Annotated in this window: 15 protein-coding genes, 1 pseudogene and 1 riboswitch; of the genes and pseudogenes, 8 read left to right on the top strand and 8 right to left on the bottom strand. The window is 66.1% G+C overall.

Annotated features, from left to right (window positions below; translation table 11 throughout):
• Positions 1–41 precede the first annotated feature (41 nt).
• From ACFFJ7_RS16900 to pqqE, 5 genes and pseudogenes are all read left to right on the top strand, one after another.
• Positions 42–473, top strand: coding sequence for a pseudoazurin (locus ACFFJ7_RS16900; RefSeq protein ID WP_377593898.1), 432 nt, complete (start codon positions 42–44; stop codon positions 471–473).
• A gap of 177 nt (positions 474–650) precedes the next feature.
• Complete coding sequence (gene pqqA, locus ACFFJ7_RS16905; RefSeq protein ID WP_166954478.1) at positions 651–734, top strand: pyrroloquinoline quinone precursor peptide PqqA; 84 nt, start codon at positions 651–653, stop codon at positions 732–734.
• A 50-nt stretch (positions 735–784) separates the two neighbouring features.
• Positions 785–1,684, top strand: coding sequence for a pyrroloquinoline quinone biosynthesis protein PqqB (gene pqqB, locus ACFFJ7_RS16910; protein ID WP_377594060.1), 900 nt, complete (start codon positions 785–787; stop codon positions 1,682–1,684).
• Positions 1,681–2,738, top strand: a pseudogene (pqqC, locus tag ACFFJ7_RS16915) (pyrroloquinoline-quinone synthase PqqC). Before pqqB ends, pqqC begins: the two are co-directional and overlap by 4 nt.
• Before the next feature lie 32 nt (positions 2,739–2,770).
• On the top strand, positions 2,771–3,862 hold the full coding sequence (gene pqqE, locus ACFFJ7_RS16920; protein ID WP_377594061.1) for a pyrroloquinoline quinone biosynthesis protein PqqE: 1,092 nt from the start codon (positions 2,771–2,773) through the stop codon (positions 3,860–3,862).
• 126 nt (positions 3,863–3,988) lie between these two features.
• Here pqqE and crcB read toward each other — a convergent pair whose 3' ends face one another.
• The 4 genes from crcB to ACFFJ7_RS16940 form a co-directional block, all read right to left on the bottom strand.
• Positions 3,989–4,417, bottom strand: a complete 429-nt coding sequence (crcB, locus tag ACFFJ7_RS16925; protein WP_377594062.1) for a fluoride efflux transporter CrcB — start codon at positions 4,415–4,417, stop codon at positions 3,989–3,991.
• Between the two features lie 151 nt (positions 4,418–4,568).
• A riboswitch (Fluoride riboswitch) is annotated at positions 4,569–4,628 on the bottom strand.
• A 131-nt stretch (positions 4,629–4,759) separates the two neighbouring features.
• Positions 4,760–6,310 (bottom strand): L-piperidine-6-carboxylate dehydrogenase, encoded by a 1,551-nt coding sequence (gene amaB / locus ACFFJ7_RS16930; RefSeq protein WP_377593899.1) that lies wholly within the window; start codon positions 6,308–6,310, stop codon positions 4,760–4,762.
• 292 nt (positions 6,311–6,602) lie between these two features.
• Positions 6,603–7,643: an ACP S-malonyltransferase gene (locus ACFFJ7_RS16935; protein WP_377593900.1), complete on the bottom strand. Its 1,041-nt coding sequence runs from the start codon at positions 7,641–7,643 to the stop codon at positions 6,603–6,605.
• Positions 7,640–9,829 (bottom strand): dehydrogenase E1 component subunit alpha/beta, encoded by a 2,190-nt coding sequence (locus ACFFJ7_RS16940; RefSeq protein ID WP_377593901.1) that lies wholly within the window; start codon positions 9,827–9,829, stop codon positions 7,640–7,642. The genes ACFFJ7_RS16935 and ACFFJ7_RS16940 overlap by 4 nt, the downstream gene beginning before the upstream one ends.
• Positions 9,830–9,963: 134 nt before the next feature.
• On the opposite strand from ACFFJ7_RS16940, the gene ACFFJ7_RS16945 reads away from it, so the two are divergent.
• Positions 9,964–10,878, top strand: a complete 915-nt coding sequence (locus ACFFJ7_RS16945) for a LysR family transcriptional regulator (protein WP_166954117.1) — start codon at positions 9,964–9,966, stop codon at positions 10,876–10,878.
• Positions 10,879–10,951: 73 nt separating this feature from the next.
• On the opposite strand, the gene ACFFJ7_RS16950 is transcribed toward ACFFJ7_RS16945, so the two are convergent.
• The 4 genes from ACFFJ7_RS16950 to ACFFJ7_RS16965 all read right to left on the bottom strand — a co-directional run bounded on the left by ACFFJ7_RS16950 (position 10,952) and on the right by ACFFJ7_RS16965 (position 14,279).
• On the bottom strand, positions 10,952–11,758 hold the full coding sequence (locus ACFFJ7_RS16950; RefSeq protein ID WP_166954121.1) for an ABC transporter ATP-binding protein: 807 nt from the start codon (positions 11,756–11,758) through the stop codon (positions 10,952–10,954).
• 62 nt (positions 11,759–11,820) lie between these two features.
• The gene (locus ACFFJ7_RS16955; RefSeq protein WP_343042588.1) at positions 11,821–12,690 is read right to left on the bottom strand and encodes an ABC transporter permease; all 870 of its coding nucleotides are present in this window, start codon (positions 12,688–12,690) and stop codon (positions 11,821–11,823) included.
• 7 nt (positions 12,691–12,697) lie between these two features.
• Positions 12,698–13,693, bottom strand: a complete 996-nt coding sequence (locus ACFFJ7_RS16960; RefSeq protein WP_377593903.1) for an ABC transporter substrate-binding protein — start codon at positions 13,691–13,693, stop codon at positions 12,698–12,700.
• A 229-nt stretch (positions 13,694–13,922) separates the two neighbouring features.
• On the bottom strand, positions 13,923–14,279 hold the full coding sequence (locus ACFFJ7_RS16965; protein WP_377593904.1) for a hypothetical protein: 357 nt from the start codon (positions 14,277–14,279) through the stop codon (positions 13,923–13,925).
• A 198-nt stretch (positions 14,280–14,477) separates the two neighbouring features.
• On the opposite strand from ACFFJ7_RS16965, the gene ACFFJ7_RS16970 reads away from it, so the two are divergent.
• Positions 14,478–15,638, top strand: coding sequence for a mandelate racemase/muconate lactonizing enzyme family protein (locus ACFFJ7_RS16970; RefSeq protein WP_377593905.1), 1,161 nt, complete (start codon positions 14,478–14,480; stop codon positions 15,636–15,638).
• A 211-nt stretch (positions 15,639–15,849) separates the two neighbouring features.
• Positions 15,850–17,043, top strand: coding sequence for a M24 family metallopeptidase (locus ACFFJ7_RS16975; protein ID WP_377593906.1), 1,194 nt, complete (start codon positions 15,850–15,852; stop codon positions 17,041–17,043).
• Positions 17,044–17,057: the final 14 nt, after the last annotated feature.

Consider the following 17,057-nt stretch of genomic DNA (forward strand, 5'->3'; position numbering starts at 1 on the left):
CCATGTCCTCTGTAGGTAACGAACAATCGACGGAGGAAGGGATGCGCGCAGGTTTGGGGATCGTTGCGGCTGCCTGGCTGGCGGCCGGCGGCGCGATTGCCGCCGAGCATGAGGTCCGGATGCTCAATCAGGGCAAGGACGGGGCCATGGTATTCGAGCCCGCCACGGTGAAAGCCGAACCGGGCGATACGATCCGCTTCGTCCCCGCGGACAAGAGCCACAATGTCGAGGCGATCAAGGGCATGTTGCCGGACGGCGTGGAGCCCTTCAAGAGCAAGGTCAACGAGGAGTACGTGCTCACCGTCGCCGCGCCCGGCATCTATGGCGTGAAATGCACGCCCCATTTCGCCATGGGCATGGTGGCGGTGATCCGGGTGGGCGACGCGCCGGCCAATCTCGACGCCGCAAAGGCGGTGAAGCTGCCGAAGAAGGCCGCCGAACGGATGGAAGCGGCGTTCGCGGCACTTCCCTGAACGCGCCTGCGCGCCCTCTTGTTGCGAAAGCGAAAGTCGACAGATAGAATTCCACTCTAATTGTAAAGTTTACGGTGCCATTGAATGCTTTACAATTCGCATTCAATATCGTAAAAATACTCTCTCTTATGAGAGAGACAAAAGAAAATATATTTCTCAACCAACGAGGAGGATAACATGAGCTGGACCACTCCGTATATTGTAGAAGTCTGCGTCGGCCTTGAGGTCAACGCCTATTTCCCGGCTGATATCGAAGCCTGAGGAAAGCAGGAAGCGGTGCGGGCATGAAAATGCCCGATCACCCGTTCCATCTGCGTCTCGTGGTGCTCGGCTCGGCAGCCGGCGGGGGCTTTCCCCAATGGAACTGCCGTTGCCCGGTCTGCACGCTGGCGTGGGAGGGGGACCCGCGCGTCCGTCGGCGCACCCAGACATCTGTCGCGGTTAGCGCCGACGGCGAGCGGTGGGCGCTGGTGAACTGCGCGCCGGAGGTCCTGTCCCAGATCCAGGCGGTGCCGGCCTTGCATCCACGCGGATGCGGCCGGCACACGCCGATCGAATCCGTGCTGCTGACAAACGCCGACATCGACCACATCGCCGGCCTGTTGAGCCTTCGGGAAGCGCAGCCCTTTTCCCTCTACGCGACAGGCGCGGTTCATGACACGATCCGCGCCAACAGCGCCTTCGACGTTCTCGCGCCCGGCATCGTCGACCGGCGGCCCGTGGCTTTCGGCGTGCCCTTCGAGCCCGTGGCGGGCGTCACCGCCGAAATTTTTCCCGTGCCGGGCAAGGTCGCGCTTTATCTGGAGCGCGGAGAGGTCGAGACGGCGGCGGAGGGCGAGCAGACCGTCGGGGTCGAACTCGGCGACGGCACACGCCGCGTCCTGTTCATTCCCGGTTGCGCACGCATGACCGACGCGCTGCGCGCCCGCATCGAAGGCGCGGACGCGGTGCTGTTCGATGGCACGGTATGGCGCGACGACGAGATGATCGCCGCCGGCGTCGGCAGCAAGACCGGGCGGCGCATGGGCCACATGGCGATGTCGGGCGCGGAAGGCTCCATGGCCGCCTTCGCGGACCTGCGCGTCGGCCGCAAGATTTACATACACATCAACAACACCAACCCGGTGCTGGTCGAGGGATCGCCAGAAAGGCACGCGACGAACCGCGCGGGCTGGGAAATCGCCGGGGACGGAATGGAGATTGCAGGATGACCGGATTGCTCTCCCCGCAGGAACTTGAGGCGCGGCTGCGCGACGTCGGCACGCGGCGCTATCACAGCCTGCATCCGTTCCACAGGCTGCTGCACGGCGGCCGGCTCGATTTCGGGCAAGTGCAGGCGTGGGCGCTCAACCGCTATTACTATCAGGCGATGATCCCGGTGAAGGATTCCTCCGTCCTCGCCCGCATGGAGGACGCGGAACTGCGCCGCGTCTGGCGCCAGCGCATCATCGACCATGACGGCGATCACGCGGGCGAAGGCGGCATTGCGCGCTGGCTGAAGCTCACGGACGGGCTCGGGCTGGACCGCGGCTACGTCACCTCGCTCGCTGGCCTGCTGCCGGCGACCCGCTTCGCCGTCGAGGCCTATGTGCATTTCGTGCGCGAGAAGAGCCTGCTCGAAGCCATCGCCTCCTCGCTGACCGAGATGTTCTCGCCCGGCATCATCGAGGAGCGCGTCGCCGGCATGCTGAAGAACTACGACTTCGTTTCCCGCGAGACGCTGGCCTATTTCGACAACCGGCTCACGCAGGCCCCGCGCGACGCGGATTTCGCGCTGGATTACGTGAAGACGCACGCGCGCACGCCGGAACAGCAGCAGGCGGTGATCCGTGCGCTGGAGTTCAAGTGCGACGTGCTCTGGGTGCAGCTCGACGCGCTGTATTTCGCCTATGTGGACCCGAAGATGGCCTATCCCGGCGCCTTTCTGCCGACGGAAAGCCACGCGCCGGGAGAAAGGCGATGAGCGCCCCGTTGTCCGCCGGCGGGGTGCCGAGGCTCGCGCGCGGCGTGCGCCTGCGCCATGACGAGGCGCGCGGGCAGTGGGTGCTGCTGGCGCCCGAGCGCGTATTCCAGCCCGATCCCGTCGGTGTCGAAATCCTGCGGAAAGTCGACGGCGTCCGCCCTCTTTCGCTCATCGTCGACGAGCTGGCGAGCGCCTTCTCGGTTGACCGCGCGCGTGTCGCGGCGGATGTCGGCGCCTTCCTCGCCGGGCTCGTCGAGAAGGGGCTGATCGAGTTCGGCGGATCAGGAGAGGCAGGACCATGAACGCCCTCGCGGATGCACCGGCGCGCAGCGAGATGCCCGCCCCTCCCCCGCCGCCCGCGCCATACGGCATGCTGGCGGAGCTGACGCACCGCTGCCCGCTGCAATGCCCCTATTGCTCCAATCCCGTGGAACTGGAGCGCCGCAACGGCGAACTCGACACGGAAACGTGGCTGCGCGTATTCTCCGAGGCGGCCAAACTCGGCGTGCTGCAAGTTCATCTGTCCGGCGGCGAGCCGACGGCGCGGCGGGATCTCGAACTGATGATCGGCCATTGCGTCGCTGTCGGGCTCTACACCAACCTTATCACCGCTGGCGTCGGCGTCACGCCGGAGCGCCTGCGGGCGATCGCGGACGCCGGGATCGACCATATCCAGTTGTCATTCCAGGGCGCGGATGCGCAGACGACCGACCACGTCTCCAACTTCCCCGGCGCGCACGGGCGCAAGCTCGCCGTCGCCCGCGAGGTGCGCAGGCTCGGCCTGCCGCTCACCGTCAATGCTGTGGTGCACCGGGCGAACATCCACCAGATTCCCGCCTTCATCGAACTGGCGCTCGCGCTCGACGCGCGGCGCATCGAAATCGCCCACGCGCAATACTACGGTTGGGCGCTGCGCAACCGTGGCGCTCTGATGCCGACGCGCGCGCAGGTTTTTGAGGCGCTGGCCATCGTGGAGGAGGCGCGGGAGCGCCTGAAGGGGCGCCTGACCATCGACGCCGTCGTGCCGGACTATTATGCGAAATACCCCAAGCCCTGCATGAACGGCTGGGGTCGGCAGTCGCTCAACGTCTCGCCGTCGGGCAAGGTGTTGCCCTGCCACGCGGCGGAGACCATCCCGCACCTCGATTTCTGGAACGTGCGCGAGCACGCGCTGGCGGACATCTGGACCGGCTCGCCCGCCTTCAACGCCTTTCGCGGCACGGACTGGATGCCGGCACTATGCCGGAGCTGCGAACGCCGCGAGATCGACTGGGGCGGTTGCCGCTGCCAGGCGATGGCGATCGCGGGCGACGCCGCCGCTACCGACCCGGCCTGCCACAAGTCGCCCCTACACGCGCACATGCTGGCGCTGGCCGAAACCGACGCCGCGACGGCGGACGCCTACGACTATCGCCGCTACCTCTGACGGGGCGAGCGTTCCGGCGCGCATCGTCGCCGGATATCCTCCGTCGTAGCGGCGGCGAGACGGTCTTGCCCGCCCGCTCCGCGAGAACCGCGAGGATCGTGCCCGGCTTCAGGCTGACGTCGCCCGTCATCCCGCATCCTCCTCGATTTGCTCCTGGACGACCTGCCGGATACCGCCGTTGACGCGCTCGGCGGCAAGATAGCCGAGCGCCACGGCGCTCAGGCACAGAACGACGGAAAGGCCGATATTGATCAGGGCGCGCCCGGGCGCACCCGCACGGATCAGTTCCAGCGTCTGGAGGCTGAACGAGGAAAAGGTCGTGAAGCCCCCGCAGATGCCCACCATGAAGGCGGCACGCCAGAGTTCCGGCGCGGGGTAGCGGCCGTGCTCGACCGTCAGCGCGCCGAAAAACGAGATGGCGAAGGACCCGACGACATTGATCAGCATCGTACCCCATGGCAGGTCGCGGCTGAGCGGTGCCATCCAGAGAGCGATCCAGAAACGGGCAACGGTGCCGATCGCGCCGCCGAGGGCGACCCATAGTGTGGTCTGTATCACGCTGTCGCCCCCCGGCGGGTTGCTGAAGGTGCCGCAAAGCGGAGAGCGGCATAACGGCCACTGCGCCATCGGTATCTGAATGATTGCTGAAAACCACCATGTCTCCTGCCGTCAGGCGCATCGCGCCCTTGTTATCCCCGAAACGGGACGGTTGGCAGGGGTCATCAGCCGGATGGCGGTTTCGGGAGACTCCATTCCCCGCTATCGCTCAATCGGCGACAGCGTTTTCCTTGTAGTCAGTTGCATGGGGCAGGTCAATAGCCCCATGAAACATGATCTTTTCCAATAAGCGGCATCTGCTTTTCGGGGGCATGCGCAGGCCCTTTGCTCCGCGTTGCTTCACACCACGTCGAACTTCACGCCCTGGGCAAGCGGCAGCGTGCGGCCGTAGTTGATGGTGTTGGTGGCGCGCCGCATGTACGCCTTCCATGCGTCCGAGCCGGACTCGCGCCCGCCGCCCGTCTCCTTCTCGCCGCCGAAGGCCCCGCCAACCTCCGCGCCCGAGGGGCCGATGTTGACATTGGCGATGCCGCAATCGGAGCCACGCGCCGACAGGAACGTCTCCGCCTCGCGCACGTCGTTGGTGAAGATCGAGGAGGACAGGCCCTGCGGCACGGCGTTGTGCAGGTCGAGCACGGCATCGAAATCGCTGTAGCGGATCACGTAAAGGATCGGCGCGAAGGTCTCCTTCTCCACCGGGCCGGCCTGTTCCGCGATTTCGACCAGCGCGGGGCGGACATAGTAGGCGTCGGGGCCGAAGCCCGCGTCTTCCCGCCCGCCGCCGGTCACCGATGCGCCCGCGGCTCTCGCCTCCGCCAGCGCGGCCTGCTGGGCCTCGAAAGCCGCCCTGTCGATCAGCGGGCCAACGAGATTGCCCTCCTCCAGCGGATTGCCGACCGGAACGGACTCATATGCCTTCCTCAGGCGCGGCACGAAACTGTCGTAGACGCTGTCATGCACGAACAGGCGGCGCAACGTGGTGCAACGCTGGCCCGCCGTGCCCATGGCGGCGAAGACGACGCCGCGCAGCGTCAGGTCGAAGTCGGCTGTGGGGGTGACGATGGCGGCGTTGTTGCCGCCAAGCTCCAGGATGGTCCGGCCGAAGCGCGCCGCGACGCGGGGGCCGACGGCGCGGCCCATCGCCGTGGAGCCCGTGGCCGAAACGAGCGGCACCTGCGGATGATCCACCAGCACCTCACCTACGTTGCGGCCGCCGATGAGCACGGCGGACAGCCCGTCCGGCGCGCTGCCGCCCTCCGCCTTGAAGCGCCGGAGCGCGCGGTCGAGCAGCGCGTCGGTGGCAAGCGCGGTCAGCGGCGTTTTCTCCGACGGCTTCCAGACGATTGCATTGCCGGCGACGAGCGCCAGCGCCGCATTCCACGACCACACGGCGACGGGAAAGTTGAAGGCCGAGATGATGCCGGTGACACCGAGCGGATGCCACGTTTCCTGCATGCGGTGTTCAGGTCGCTCGGTGGCGATGGTCAGGCCGTAGAGCTGGCGCGACAGGCCGACCGCGAAGTCGCAGATGTCGATCATTTCCTGCACTTCACCAAGCCCCTCCGAGGTGATCTTGCCCACCTCGATGGAGACGAGGCGGCCGAGCCTCTCCTTATGGGCGCGCAGTTCCTCGCCGAGCAGGCGCACGAGTTCGCCACGCCGGGGCGCGGGCACGAGCCGCCATTGCAGAAAAGCGGCATGGGCACGCGCGATGGCGGCCCCTGCCTCCGCTTCGCCGGTCCCGGAGACTTCCGCAATGATCTCGCCGGTGATGGGCGAACGGGCCTTCAGCGCGCCGCCGGTGTAGCGCACCGCATCCACGCCGAGTTCCGCCAGCAGCGCCGGAACTTCCGCAGCGAAGGAAAGAGGGGGAGAGGAATGAGATGGCATGACAGTTTCCTTCTCTGGTTTGACGACGGCGGGCGGATGGAAACGGTCCCACTGTCAGCGTCGGCGGAATGCATCGCCCCGGAACAAGACCGGGCTTGCGTGCTCATCCCGCTCCCCTTCGTCACGGCTTGTACCGGCGGCCAGTATGCGGCTGAGTCGATAAAATCAGCACCGACCGATGTTTGATAGTGCCATATTATCAGTATTCCATTCCCGCAGGAAACGGTACGACCTGTCGGGCATTCCCGAAGGCGCCGGTCCGGAACGGCAACAACGCAGGCCGAAGAGCCTTTCAGCCGGAAGCGGTTACCGACCGGCGTTGCTCGTCGAGCCCCATGGAGACGATGACGGGATCGGTCTCCTGCAGCCGCTGGAAATCGGCCTTGGTGCGCATGTCGCGCCAGTTCGCGCGGACGAGCGATTGCGCCACCGCCCCGCCGAGCGTCGCGCCTGGCCCGGTGATGATGAACAGGTCCGGTGCGAACTCGCGTGCGGCGGTGAGGACCGCGCGGGTGAAGTCGTAGGATGCGATGACCTGCTCGCCCAGCGTGTAGTCCCTGAGCGTGGCAGGGTCGGAGGCATGCGGCCACCGGATCGCCCCGCGCCCATCGATGAGCGGCAGATCCGGCTCGCCGAACAGGTCAGGGCCAAGCAGCGCCCGCCCCTTCCCCGCCACGGGCTCCTGCAGGGCGGTGTGGAACGCCGCGTGGTTGGCTAGCCGCATCGGAAAGCGGCCCTGCACGGGCGGCACGGCGGCCTCGAACGCCGCGAGCCCCGCCGCATCGCCGGCCAGCACCAGCATCCCGCCGAGGTCGATGGATAGCGCGAGATGGCGTTCCGGCGGCGCGTGGATGCCCGCGACGAGCGCCAGCAGTTCCCGCCGCCGGGCATCGTCGTCGGCCCAGTCCTCGCCGACGACGGGATAGACGATCTGCCCGCCGATGAGGTGCTCCTGCATCAGCGTGCCCATGGTGTTGACGACCGTGAAACCCGCCTGTGGGGAAAGGGCGCCGGCGCAGGCAAGCGCCGAATACCAGCCCATGGAGTTGCCCGTGACGGCCACGATATCGACAGCCGTGCGGTCGATGGCGAGGAAATCGAAACAGGTCGCGGCGTAGATCAGGCCGGAGGCGTTGTCACCGCGCGTGTGGCGCGCCACCGAATAGGCTGGCGCGCCGTCGAGCGCGGCGAGTTCCTCCTGCCCCTTCCGGCGGCGTTCGACGTCGAAGCCGGCGAGCATTTCCGCCTTGTCGGCATGATGGCGGGCGAGATAGCCGAGTTCGCCCTTGTTGTAGGTGCCGCGCCCGGGACAGATGACGACCGCGGTTCTCATGCCTTCACTCCGACGAGTTCAAGTGCCTTACCGATGATCGCCGCGGCCGACGGCAGCGTCGCGGCATAGGCCGGGCCGGTGGCGATGAATGAATCCTCGGCCGTGACGCGCGCCGCCGGTATGCCCGTGCGCTCCGCGAACAGCGCCATCAGCGCTTCCGACTGGCTGCCCGTGCGGCGGCATTCGTCGACGATGAGGACGCGCCGGCATTCGGCCGTTGCCGCCAGCAGCGCCTCCTCCGGCAGCGGCGCGAGCCAGCGCAGATCGATGATGCGCAGGCCGATGCCGCGCTCACGCAGCAACTTCTCTGCCTGCCGGGACAGGTAATGACCGTTGCCGTAGGTGACGATGGCGAGATCGGTGCCGGAGCCATGTATTCCGATCTCGCCAAGCCCGATGCGCTCGTCCGGCGGCGGATAACGGGTCATCCACAGGCCATCCTTGTCGTCATGGAGGTCGCGCATCGGATAGAGCGCGATCGGCTCGATGAACACCACGACGCGCTGCTCCTCGCGCGCCAGCCGCACGCATTCGCGCAGCATCCGTGCAGCGTCCGCGCCCGTGGAGGGACAGGCGATGACGAGGCCGGGAATGTCGCGCAGCACCGCGAGCGAGTTGTCGTTGTGGAAATGACCGCCGAAGCCCTTCTGGTAACCGAGCCCGGCGACGCGCACCACCATCGGATTGGCGTAGCGGCCGTTGGAGAAGAAGGACAGCGTGGCCGCCTCCCCGCGGATCTGATCCTCCGCGTTGTGGAGATAGGCGAGGAACTGGATTTCCGGCACGGGCAGGAAGCCGTTATGCGCCAGCCCGATGGCGAGCCCGAGAATGGCCTGTTCGTCGAGCAATGTATCGATGACGCGGTCCGGCCCGAAGCGCGTCTGCAGTTTTTGTGTGACGCCATAGACACCGCCCTTGCGCCCCACGTCCTCGCCGGCGAGGACGAGTTCGCCCCGCTCCAGCATCAGGTCGGCCAGCGCCCAGTTGATCAGGCGGCTCATGGGCTGCGGCTCGTCCATGGCGCGCATGTCGCTGCCGAACATCTCGGCGCGCGCCTCGGCGGACGGGCCATTGCCCTGCTGACACTCCCGGCGCGGCGGCACGATGCTCGCCATGACGCCGGCGGCGTCGCGCAGTTTGGGCCGGGTGACGGCGTGCGCCGCGATGCGCTCCGTGCGCGCGCAGGTCTCCTCATAGATGGCGAGCGCCTCGGTGGGCGCGAGCGCACCCGCCTCCTGCAACAGGCGCACCGTATGCAACAGCGGGTCGTTCGCTTCCTCGGCCTCGACCTCACCCTTGCTCATGTAGGTGGTCGGCATGTCCGCGCCCGCGTGGCCGTAGAGGCGCACCGTGCGCAGATGCAGGAACGCGGGCTTGCGCCGGTTGCGCACGTAGTCGGCCGCCTCGCAGGCCACGGCGAACGTGTCGTAGATGTCGAGACCGTCGGCGTGGAAGTACTTCAGGCCCGGCCGGTTGGCGAAGCTCGCCGCGATCCAGTCCTTCGGCGTCTTCGTCGAGATGCCGATGCCATTGTCCTCGCAGACGAAGAGCAGCGGCAGCGGCGTGCCCTGATAGCTCGTCCACTGCGCGGTGTTGAAGGCGCCCTGTGCCGTCGAGTGATTGGCGGAAGCATCGCCGAAGGAGCACACAGCGACGGCGTCCGCCGGCAGCGCGCGATGTTCCGGCGGGCGGCGTCGCGCCAGGCCGAGCGAGTAGGCCGCGCCGACCGCCTTGGGCAGGTGGCTCGCGATGGTCGAGGTTTGCGGCGGGATGTTCAGGGCCCGCGAGCCCAGCACCTTGTGGCGGCCGCCGGAGATGGGGTCCTCGCACGACGCCGCGAAGGACAGCAGCATGTCCCAGGCGATGGTCTGGCCGGGAACCTGCGCGGCCCGGGCAATCTGGAACGCCGCATCCCGATAGTGCAGAAACGCGATATCCGTTGGCCGCAGTGCATGGGCCACGGCCGCCATGCCTTCATGGCCGGAGGAGCCGATGGTGTAGAAGCCCTGCCCGGCCTTCTGCATGGCGCGGCTCGTGCGGTCGAGCGCTCGGCTGAGGCATTGCGAGCGGTACAGGCTGACGGCTTCCGGATGCGTCAGGCCGGGAGCGGGCGCGCCGCCCGCCGGCAGATCGCCGGCGCCGACGCGCCGCAGGAAGTTTTCGTGGACGATGAGCGCGCGGGGCATGTCAGGCTCTGGAATGTTGTCGTATGGGCTTTGTGCGCGGAACCGCGAGATGGCCCATCTTCCGGCTTGCGCCGATCGCGACAAGCGATGGTATGTTGTCGCCCCATGACATTCCGGAATGACAGGAGCCCGCAATGGCGTTCTCGCGCAGCCTGATGCCATCGTTTCAGGAGATGACGGCCTTCGAGGCGGCCGCCCGCCATGGCAACTTCACCCGGGCCGCCGAGGAACTCGCCCTCACCCAGAGCGCTGTCAGCAAGCAGATACGCCAGCTTGAGGACACGCTCGGCGTCGTGCTGTTCGACCGCACCAAAGGCCGCGTCACGCTGACCCGGCCCGGCGAGCGCTACCTGCGCTCGGTGCGCAAGATCCTGCGCGATTATGAGGTGGAGACGCATGCCATCGTCGCGTCGGCGGGAAGCGACACGACACTGACCATCGCGGTGCTGCCGACATTCGGTTCCCGCTGGCTCATTCCGCGCCTGCCGGATTTCATCGCCAGGCACCCGTCGCTTACCGTCAACCTGACGTCGGAGCCGAAGCCGTTCGACTTCTCCGAAAAGTCCGTCGACATCGCGATCCATTACGGCGCGCCCACCTGGCCTCAGGGCGAGGCGACCTATCTCTGCGACGAGAACATTATCGCCGTGGCAAGCCCCGCGTATGCGCAGGCGCGGGGGCTGCGAGACGCCGCCAATCTGCTCGACGCCACCTTGCTGCAGCAGGCGTCGCGGCCCGGCCTCTGGCGACACTGGTTCGACGAGGCGCATATCGACCATCCGCACCCCTATCGCGGTCCGATATTCGACCAGTTCGCCATGACAATCCAGGCCGCGGCCGTCGGCATGGGCGTGGCGCTTGCGCCCGGCTTTCTCGTTGAGCAGGAATTGGCCGACGGCCGGCTGATCAAGCTCAATGAGGTTCCATTTGCCGGGCCTGGCGCCTACTACATCGTAACCCCGCTGAAAACCCAGCACAGCGCGCTGATCAGTGCGTTCACCGAATGGATCATCGGAAAGACGACCGAAAGCCGCGCGGCACCGGCATAGGCGGCGGCGTCAGGCATATGATACGCGACGCCCGCCGCGGCAGTGGCCTCCCGGACGTGGTCTCCCCTGGCGCTCAATGCGCGACAAGCACGCCCTGGGCCTCGAAGATCTCGCGGATCTTGCGCACGTAGCCCTGATAGCCGGGGTTCTCGTGCGCGTTGCTCCAGCGGCGGGGCCGGGGCATGTCGATCGTCAGATCGAGAGCGATGCGGCCCGGGCGCGGCGACATCACCAGTACGCGGTCGGCGAGAAACACCGCCTCGTCGATGCCGTGGGTGATGAACAGCACGGTGTTGCCGAGCCGCGTCCACATCTCCTGCAGATCCATGATCATCTGTTCGCGCGTCAGGGCGTCCAGCGCGCCGAACGGCTCGTCCATCAGCAGCAGGCCGGGCTCCTGAATGAGCGCGCGGCAGATGGCGACGCGCTGGCGCATCCCCCCTGACAGCTCGGAGGGATATTTGTTGCCGAAGCCCTTGAGGCCGACCTGCCGCAGCAGTTCCTCGGCCTTCGGGATGTGACGCTTGACGTCGAGATGCTTGATCTCGATCGGCAGCAGGATGTTGTCGAGCACCGTGCGCCAATAGAGCAGGAGATCGGATTGGAACACGACACCGATCTTGGGGTGAGGTCTGTTGACGATATGTTGATCGTCGATCTCGATCCGCCCGTCGGAGGCCTCGACAAGCCCCGCCACCAGCGATAGCAGCGTACTCTTGCCGCAACCGCTGGGGCCGACGACGGCGACGAAACTGCCCCGCTCGATCGTGAGGTCGATATTGTCGAGCGCCAGCACGTCGACGTCGTCCCGTGTCTGGTAGGTTTTCACTAGACCGGAAATGGAGACCCGCGCGCCGGCGATCCGGGATGCAACGTTCATTGGCTACTTCCTTTCTGATGATCCGGCTTTCCGAAGGGAACAGCCGGATTGCCGCGCGGTTGTCACCGGGCCGTGTCGCGCCTGAACACCACCTTGGACTCGATGAACGAGAGGATGAAGAAGAGCGTCACCCCAAGCGCCGAAATGGCCGCGACGCTGGCGAAGTTCAGCGTGGTGTCGAACTGGGCATTGGCCTGCAATTGCAGATAGCCAAGACCGCGTTCCGCCGCCACATACTCACCGATCACCGCGCCGATCACCGAGAGCGAGATCGCCACCTTGCAGCCACCGAAGATGTTGGGCAGTGCGGCCGGCAGGCGCACCTTGCGGAACGTCTGCCACTCGCTCGCTCCCATCGAGCGCGTCAGATCGACGAGGTTCCTGTCGAGGCTTTGCAGCCCGACCACCGTCCCTATCACGATGGGAAACAGCGCGATCAGGAAGGCAAGTGTGATCTTCGGCGCCCATCCATAGCCAAGATAGAGCACGAGCAGCGGCGCAAGCGCCACCTTGGGCACCGTCTGCAGGGCCACCAGCAGGGGGTAGACGGCGGACTGGAACGGAGGCGAATAGAAGATGGCGAGGGCGAGCGGAACGCCGATCAGCACGCCGAGCCCGAAGCCCGCCAGCACCTCGAACAGCGTCACGTAGCCATGCATCGCAAGCAGCGGGAAATCTTCAACGATCCTTGCGACGATCGCGGCCGGCGTCGGCAGGATGAACTCGGAGAGCCCGGAAAGCGGCACGAGAATCTGCCACAGCAGAAGGATGAAACCGGCGAGCATGATCGCCGAATATCTTTCGAGGACGCGGCGCTTGCGCTTCTTGCGGACGGGTACCGCCATCGGGGCCGTCTTGCCGCCACGGCCGGCAAGGGCCTCCCGGGCGTCCGGCTTCAGGGCTTCCGGCTTCAGGACATTGGATCTGGCCACGGCTGCCTCACTCGGAAAGGAGATCGTTCGTATAGAAAGCGGCGGTCGGGCGCGGCTTGCCGAAGTCCGGCTCCGTCGCCAGCAGCGCCAGGGCATTTTCGATAGCCTGTTCGCTGATCCACCCGAGCGGTTTCTCTCCCCGCGCGGGGATGGAGCGCGACGTCTCCACGATCTGCTTTTCAAGCACCTTGTCCGACGGGCTGCCCGCCCAGGCGGCCTTCAGCGCCGTCACAGCCGCCGCCGGATCGGCGCGCGTTGCCTCGATCGCCTCGTTGGTCGCGGCCAGGAACCGGCGCAGGACGTCGCCGCGCTTGCGGATGCCCTCTTCGCTCGCCACGATGGCAAGGCCCGGCACCTCCAGCCCGAACTGCGCGAGATCGAGCACCGGATAGTCGACGCCCGTCCGCTCGGCGAGCAACGGGAGATCGTTGGTCAGATAGACGCTGACGAGATCGATCTTCTTCTGCAGGAACTGGGGCACGCGCGACTGCGAGTCCATCTGCACCTTGCTGAGCTTGCCACAATCGACATTGTTCTTCGCACACAGAACGGACAGATAGGACGTGCCCGTCTCGCCGACGGCGTGGGCGATCGTCTTGCCCTCAAGTTCGCCGGGCTTCGTCACAGGGTTTTCCGGATGGGAGATAATCACCACCGGCGCGGCAGGCTGATACAGTGCGATCAGCTTGACCGGCATGCCCTTCTGGATCGCGGAAATGGCAAAAATGCCCGGCAGGATAGCCACATCCTCCTGCCCCTGGAGCACCGCGCCGAGCGCCGCCTGGGCCCCCGCGCCCTCGCCGAGGGAGAGCCCGATCTGCTTCTTGCCGTAGAGGTCGCGTTCCTGGCCAAGGTAGAAAAAGGCATACTCGCCCTTGAGCTTCCAGCTGAAACGGGCCTTCACCTGGTCCGCGGCACTGGCGGAGGACATAGCAAGCCCCCCGGCGAATGCGACAGCTGCAATGGTCGCCGCCACTCTCGCGAGCGAACGTTTGAATATCATGTCATTCCCCTTCCTCACGCGCATTTGTCTGCGCTTCATTCTGGACCGGCGCCGTCCATCATGCGGGTCATGACGGGGCCCGTCGGACGTCGCTTTCTTGATCTCATACTGTGATCACAACGATACGCTGTCAAGCTGCTATAATAAACAGGCGGACAATTGGCGAATTGCAGGCCTGCTGCGGGTTTTCGGCCTCTCGCTGATGAACGATTACGCCGATTGCCCGTTTTCAGGGCAGTGATCTGCCGGGTGCGGCAGCGCGTCCAGCCTGCGTTTCCGGGCCATCCTGCTCGCCATCCACAAGGTACAGCGTGCGTTCGAATCGTTCGATCAGCCGATGCATGACCTCCCGCGCGGACCGGAACGCCGGTGAACCGCCACGCACACGCATGTCGTCGTCGTAAGCCTCACGGCTGGCGAACGCGCATTGCCAGCGCACGACGGGCCCGTCGCCCTCCAGCCTGACATGGATCACGCCCGGGTCGAGGCCAAGCTCCCTGCGTATGGCGCACGCTGCCCGCCGTTGGGCGAGAACGGCCTCCACCTTTTCTTCCTGCGCATGGTAATTCGTGGTTTCCACAATCATGACCGGCTTCTCCATCCCTGGGCTGCGCCCGGATTTCCGATGCGCTTGACGGCCGACATCAAAGATCATATTATGTGATCACACTAAGTGATCTCGCACATTAAAGCACAGCTCCAATCACATCACAATGCCGCCGGCAGCCCGGCTTCTGTCGGCAGAGCCGGCAAACGGCGGCGACCATTGCGGGGGAAAATCGACATGCCAGTCATAAAGTCCGTCGAGACCATGATCGTCCAGTTGCCCACCCGCCGCGAGCACAAGTGGACCGGGCTGACGGAGGTCATCGGGCGCTATGTGATCGTCAGGATCACGGACAGCGACGGGCGCGTCGGCTGGGGCGAGGCGCCGGCGCTCAAGGACTGGGGCGGCGAGTTCGGCCGCTATTTCGGCGAATCCGCACTGATCACGCGCGCCGTCATCGATACCTATCTTGCCCCGGCTATCACGGGCGTCGAGGTCGGCGACATCGTCGAGCTGCACCGGCGCATGGACGCCATCATCCGCGGCTACCCCTATTCCAAGGCGGCGGTCGAGTTTGCGGCCTATGACCTTGCCGGCCGCTGGCTCGACGTTCCCGTCCATGTTCTCCTCGGCGGCCGGGCCCGCACCCGCGTGCCCGTCACCCATTCCATCGGCCTGATATCGGTCGAGGAAGCGGTGGCCGAGGCGGCGCAGCTCGCGCGGGAAGGCATCCGCACCATCAAGATCAAGATCGGCGTCGACCCCGAGCGCGATGTGCGTATCGTGCACGCGGTCCGCGAAGCGGCGGGCGAGCAGATGGAAATCTGCGTCGACGCCAACGAGGGCTACGCCACGCCGGGCGAGGCACTGCAGGTCATCCGCCGCATCGAGTCCTGCCGCATCAAGTATGTCGAGCAGCCGACGATGGGCATCGAGCGCATCTCCGAAGTCGCGCGCAAGATCGATATTCCGGTCATGGCAGATGAATCGGCCTGGAACGCTCACGACGTGCTCCAGATCATCCGCGAAGGCACGGTGCAGATCGTCTCCATCTACACCACGAAATCAGGTGGGCTCTACAAGGCGCAGGAGGTTGCCGCCGTCTGCCGGGCGGCGGGCATCGTCTGCAACGTGAACGGCTCCATCGAGACCGGCATCGGCAATCTCGCCAACGTGCAGCTCGCCCTCGCCTCGCCTGCTGTCACCCTGTCGTGCGTCATACCCGTCTCCGTTCCGGCTGAGGCGCAGACCGGCCAGATCGGCGGCATCTACTACAAGGACGACCTGCTTGCCGGGACGATGCGCCTGGTCGACGGCGCCATCGAGGCACCGACCGGACCGGGCATGGGCATCGATGTCGACGAGCGCAAGATCGAGCAATACCGCGTGCCCGACTGACGGCGGCGCCGTGGCGCATCAACGGGGGTCGGCGACGCGGCAAGGCCGGAACGCCGGCCAGCCGACCTCGCGAGGTTTGTCAGGGGCTCCAGAGCGCATGCCGATCGAACGGAAGCATTCGATCGAGAAAAACTCATTATAAATCAAATAATTATATCGCGTCGGCGTTTCCGTGAAACGATGACACGATCTGGATGCAGAGGGAACGATAATGCGACCGGAAATCATCGAGAAGCAGAAGAAGGCCATGGCTGAGCACGGGCTTGACGCCATCGTCTCCGTATCGCCGGAAAATTTTGCCTATGTCACGGGTTTCGTGGTGCCTTCCCAGCCGCTGATCCGCCATCGCCACGCCTTCGCGGTGGTGACGGCCGATGGCGGCGTCTCGCTCGTCGGCGTCGACATGGAGGCCGGCACCATCCGCCGCCGCGCTCCGGACACCCCGTTGCGGGTATGGGCGGAGTTTTCCGACGATGCGATGACCGTTCTCGCGGAGGAGCTGCGCGCACGCGGACTGGCGAGGGCTCACATCGGGCTGGAGATGGATTATCTGCCGGCCGGCGACTTCGCCCGCCTGAGGGCGGCGCTGCCCGACGCCGCGTTCACACGCGCCGAAAACGTCCTCGCGCGGCTGCGCCAGATCAAGACGGCGGAGGAGATCGCCCTGCTGCGCCGCCTGTCGCGCATCGCCGACCAGGCGATCACCGACGCCCTCGCCGCCGTCGACGCGGGCGACACGGAGATGGACATCGCGGGCCACCTCACGCGCAACGTCTATGCGCTCGGCGCCGAACATTTCAAGCTGATGATCGTGGCCACCGGCGAGCGCAGCATGCTGCCGAATGTCGGACCGAGCGAACGGGTGCTGCGGCATGGCGACGTTTGCCGCGTCGAAATCTTCTCGGTCATCGGCGGCTATCAGGCCGGCGTCTGCCGCACTGCCTTCGTCGGCGAGGCCCCGCCCCATGCCGGGCGGATCTGGAGCCACCTCGTCGAATGCAAGTACGAGATCATGAACATGGTGAAGCCCGGTGCGAGCTGCCGTGCCATCTACGACGCCTTCTGCGCGAAACTGGCGCAGCTCGATCTGCCGCCCATTTCCTTCGTCGGCCACGGCATCGGCCTGCATCTGCACGAAGATCCCTATCTCGGCAAGACGCCGATCCTGGGCGCGCCGGGGAGCGACGCCGTCATCGAGGAAAACATGGTGCTGGGCTTCGAGCCCCTCTGCTATGATACCGGCCACGGCTTCGGCATGCAGAACAAGGACATGCTGCTCGTCACCGCCACCGGTTCCGAGCTTCTGTCCGATTATGCCGACACCGATGCCCTGATCCGCACCGGAACCGCGCGGGCAGGCAACGCCGCGGGCCGGGAGGATGCCGCGCGCGCTGCCGTCGCCTGAGCGGCGGCAGCACG

The organism is Pseudochelatococcus lubricantis (genome assembly GCF_042432495.1).
In the GTDB taxonomy this organism is placed as follows: Bacteria; Pseudomonadota; Alphaproteobacteria; order Rhizobiales; family Beijerinckiaceae; genus Pseudochelatococcus; species Pseudochelatococcus lubricantis.

Bases quoted from the DNA above. Each gene is read 5' to 3' on its own strand.
- ACFFJ7_RS16900 (WP_377593898.1), top strand. From the start codon at position 42: ATGCGCGCAGGTTTGGGGATCGTTGCGGCTGCCTGGCTGGCGGCCGGC.
- pqqA (WP_166954478.1), top strand. From the start codon at position 651: ATGAGCTGGACCACTCCGTATATTGTAGAAGTCTGCGTCGGCCTTGAG.
- pqqE (WP_377594061.1), top strand. From the start codon at position 2,771: ATGCCCGCCCCTCCCCCGCCGCCCGCGCCATACGGCATGCTGGCGGAG.
- amaB (WP_377593899.1), bottom strand. From the start codon at position 6,310: ATGCCATCTCATTCCTCTCCCCCTCTTTCCTTCGCTGCGGAAGTTCCG.
- ACFFJ7_RS16935 (WP_377593900.1), bottom strand. From the start codon at position 7,643: ATGAGAACCGCGGTCGTCATCTGTCCCGGGCGCGGCACCTACAACAAG.
- ACFFJ7_RS16940 (WP_377593901.1), bottom strand. From the start codon at position 9,829: ATGCCCCGCGCGCTCATCGTCCACGAAAACTTCCTGCGGCGCGTCGGC.
- ACFFJ7_RS16945 (WP_166954117.1), top strand. From the start codon at position 9,964: ATGGCGTTCTCGCGCAGCCTGATGCCATCGTTTCAGGAGATGACGGCC.
- ACFFJ7_RS16950 (WP_166954121.1), bottom strand. From the start codon at position 11,758: ATGAACGTTGCATCCCGGATCGCCGGCGCGCGGGTCTCCATTTCCGGT.
- ACFFJ7_RS16960 (WP_377593903.1), bottom strand. From the start codon at position 13,693: ATGATATTCAAACGTTCGCTCGCGAGAGTGGCGGCGACCATTGCAGCT.
- ACFFJ7_RS16965 (WP_377593904.1), bottom strand. From the start codon at position 14,279: ATGATTGTGGAAACCACGAATTACCATGCGCAGGAAGAAAAGGTGGAG.
- ACFFJ7_RS16970 (WP_377593905.1), top strand. From the start codon at position 14,478: ATGCCAGTCATAAAGTCCGTCGAGACCATGATCGTCCAGTTGCCCACC.
- ACFFJ7_RS16975 (WP_377593906.1), top strand. From the start codon at position 15,850: ATGCGACCGGAAATCATCGAGAAGCAGAAGAAGGCCATGGCTGAGCAC.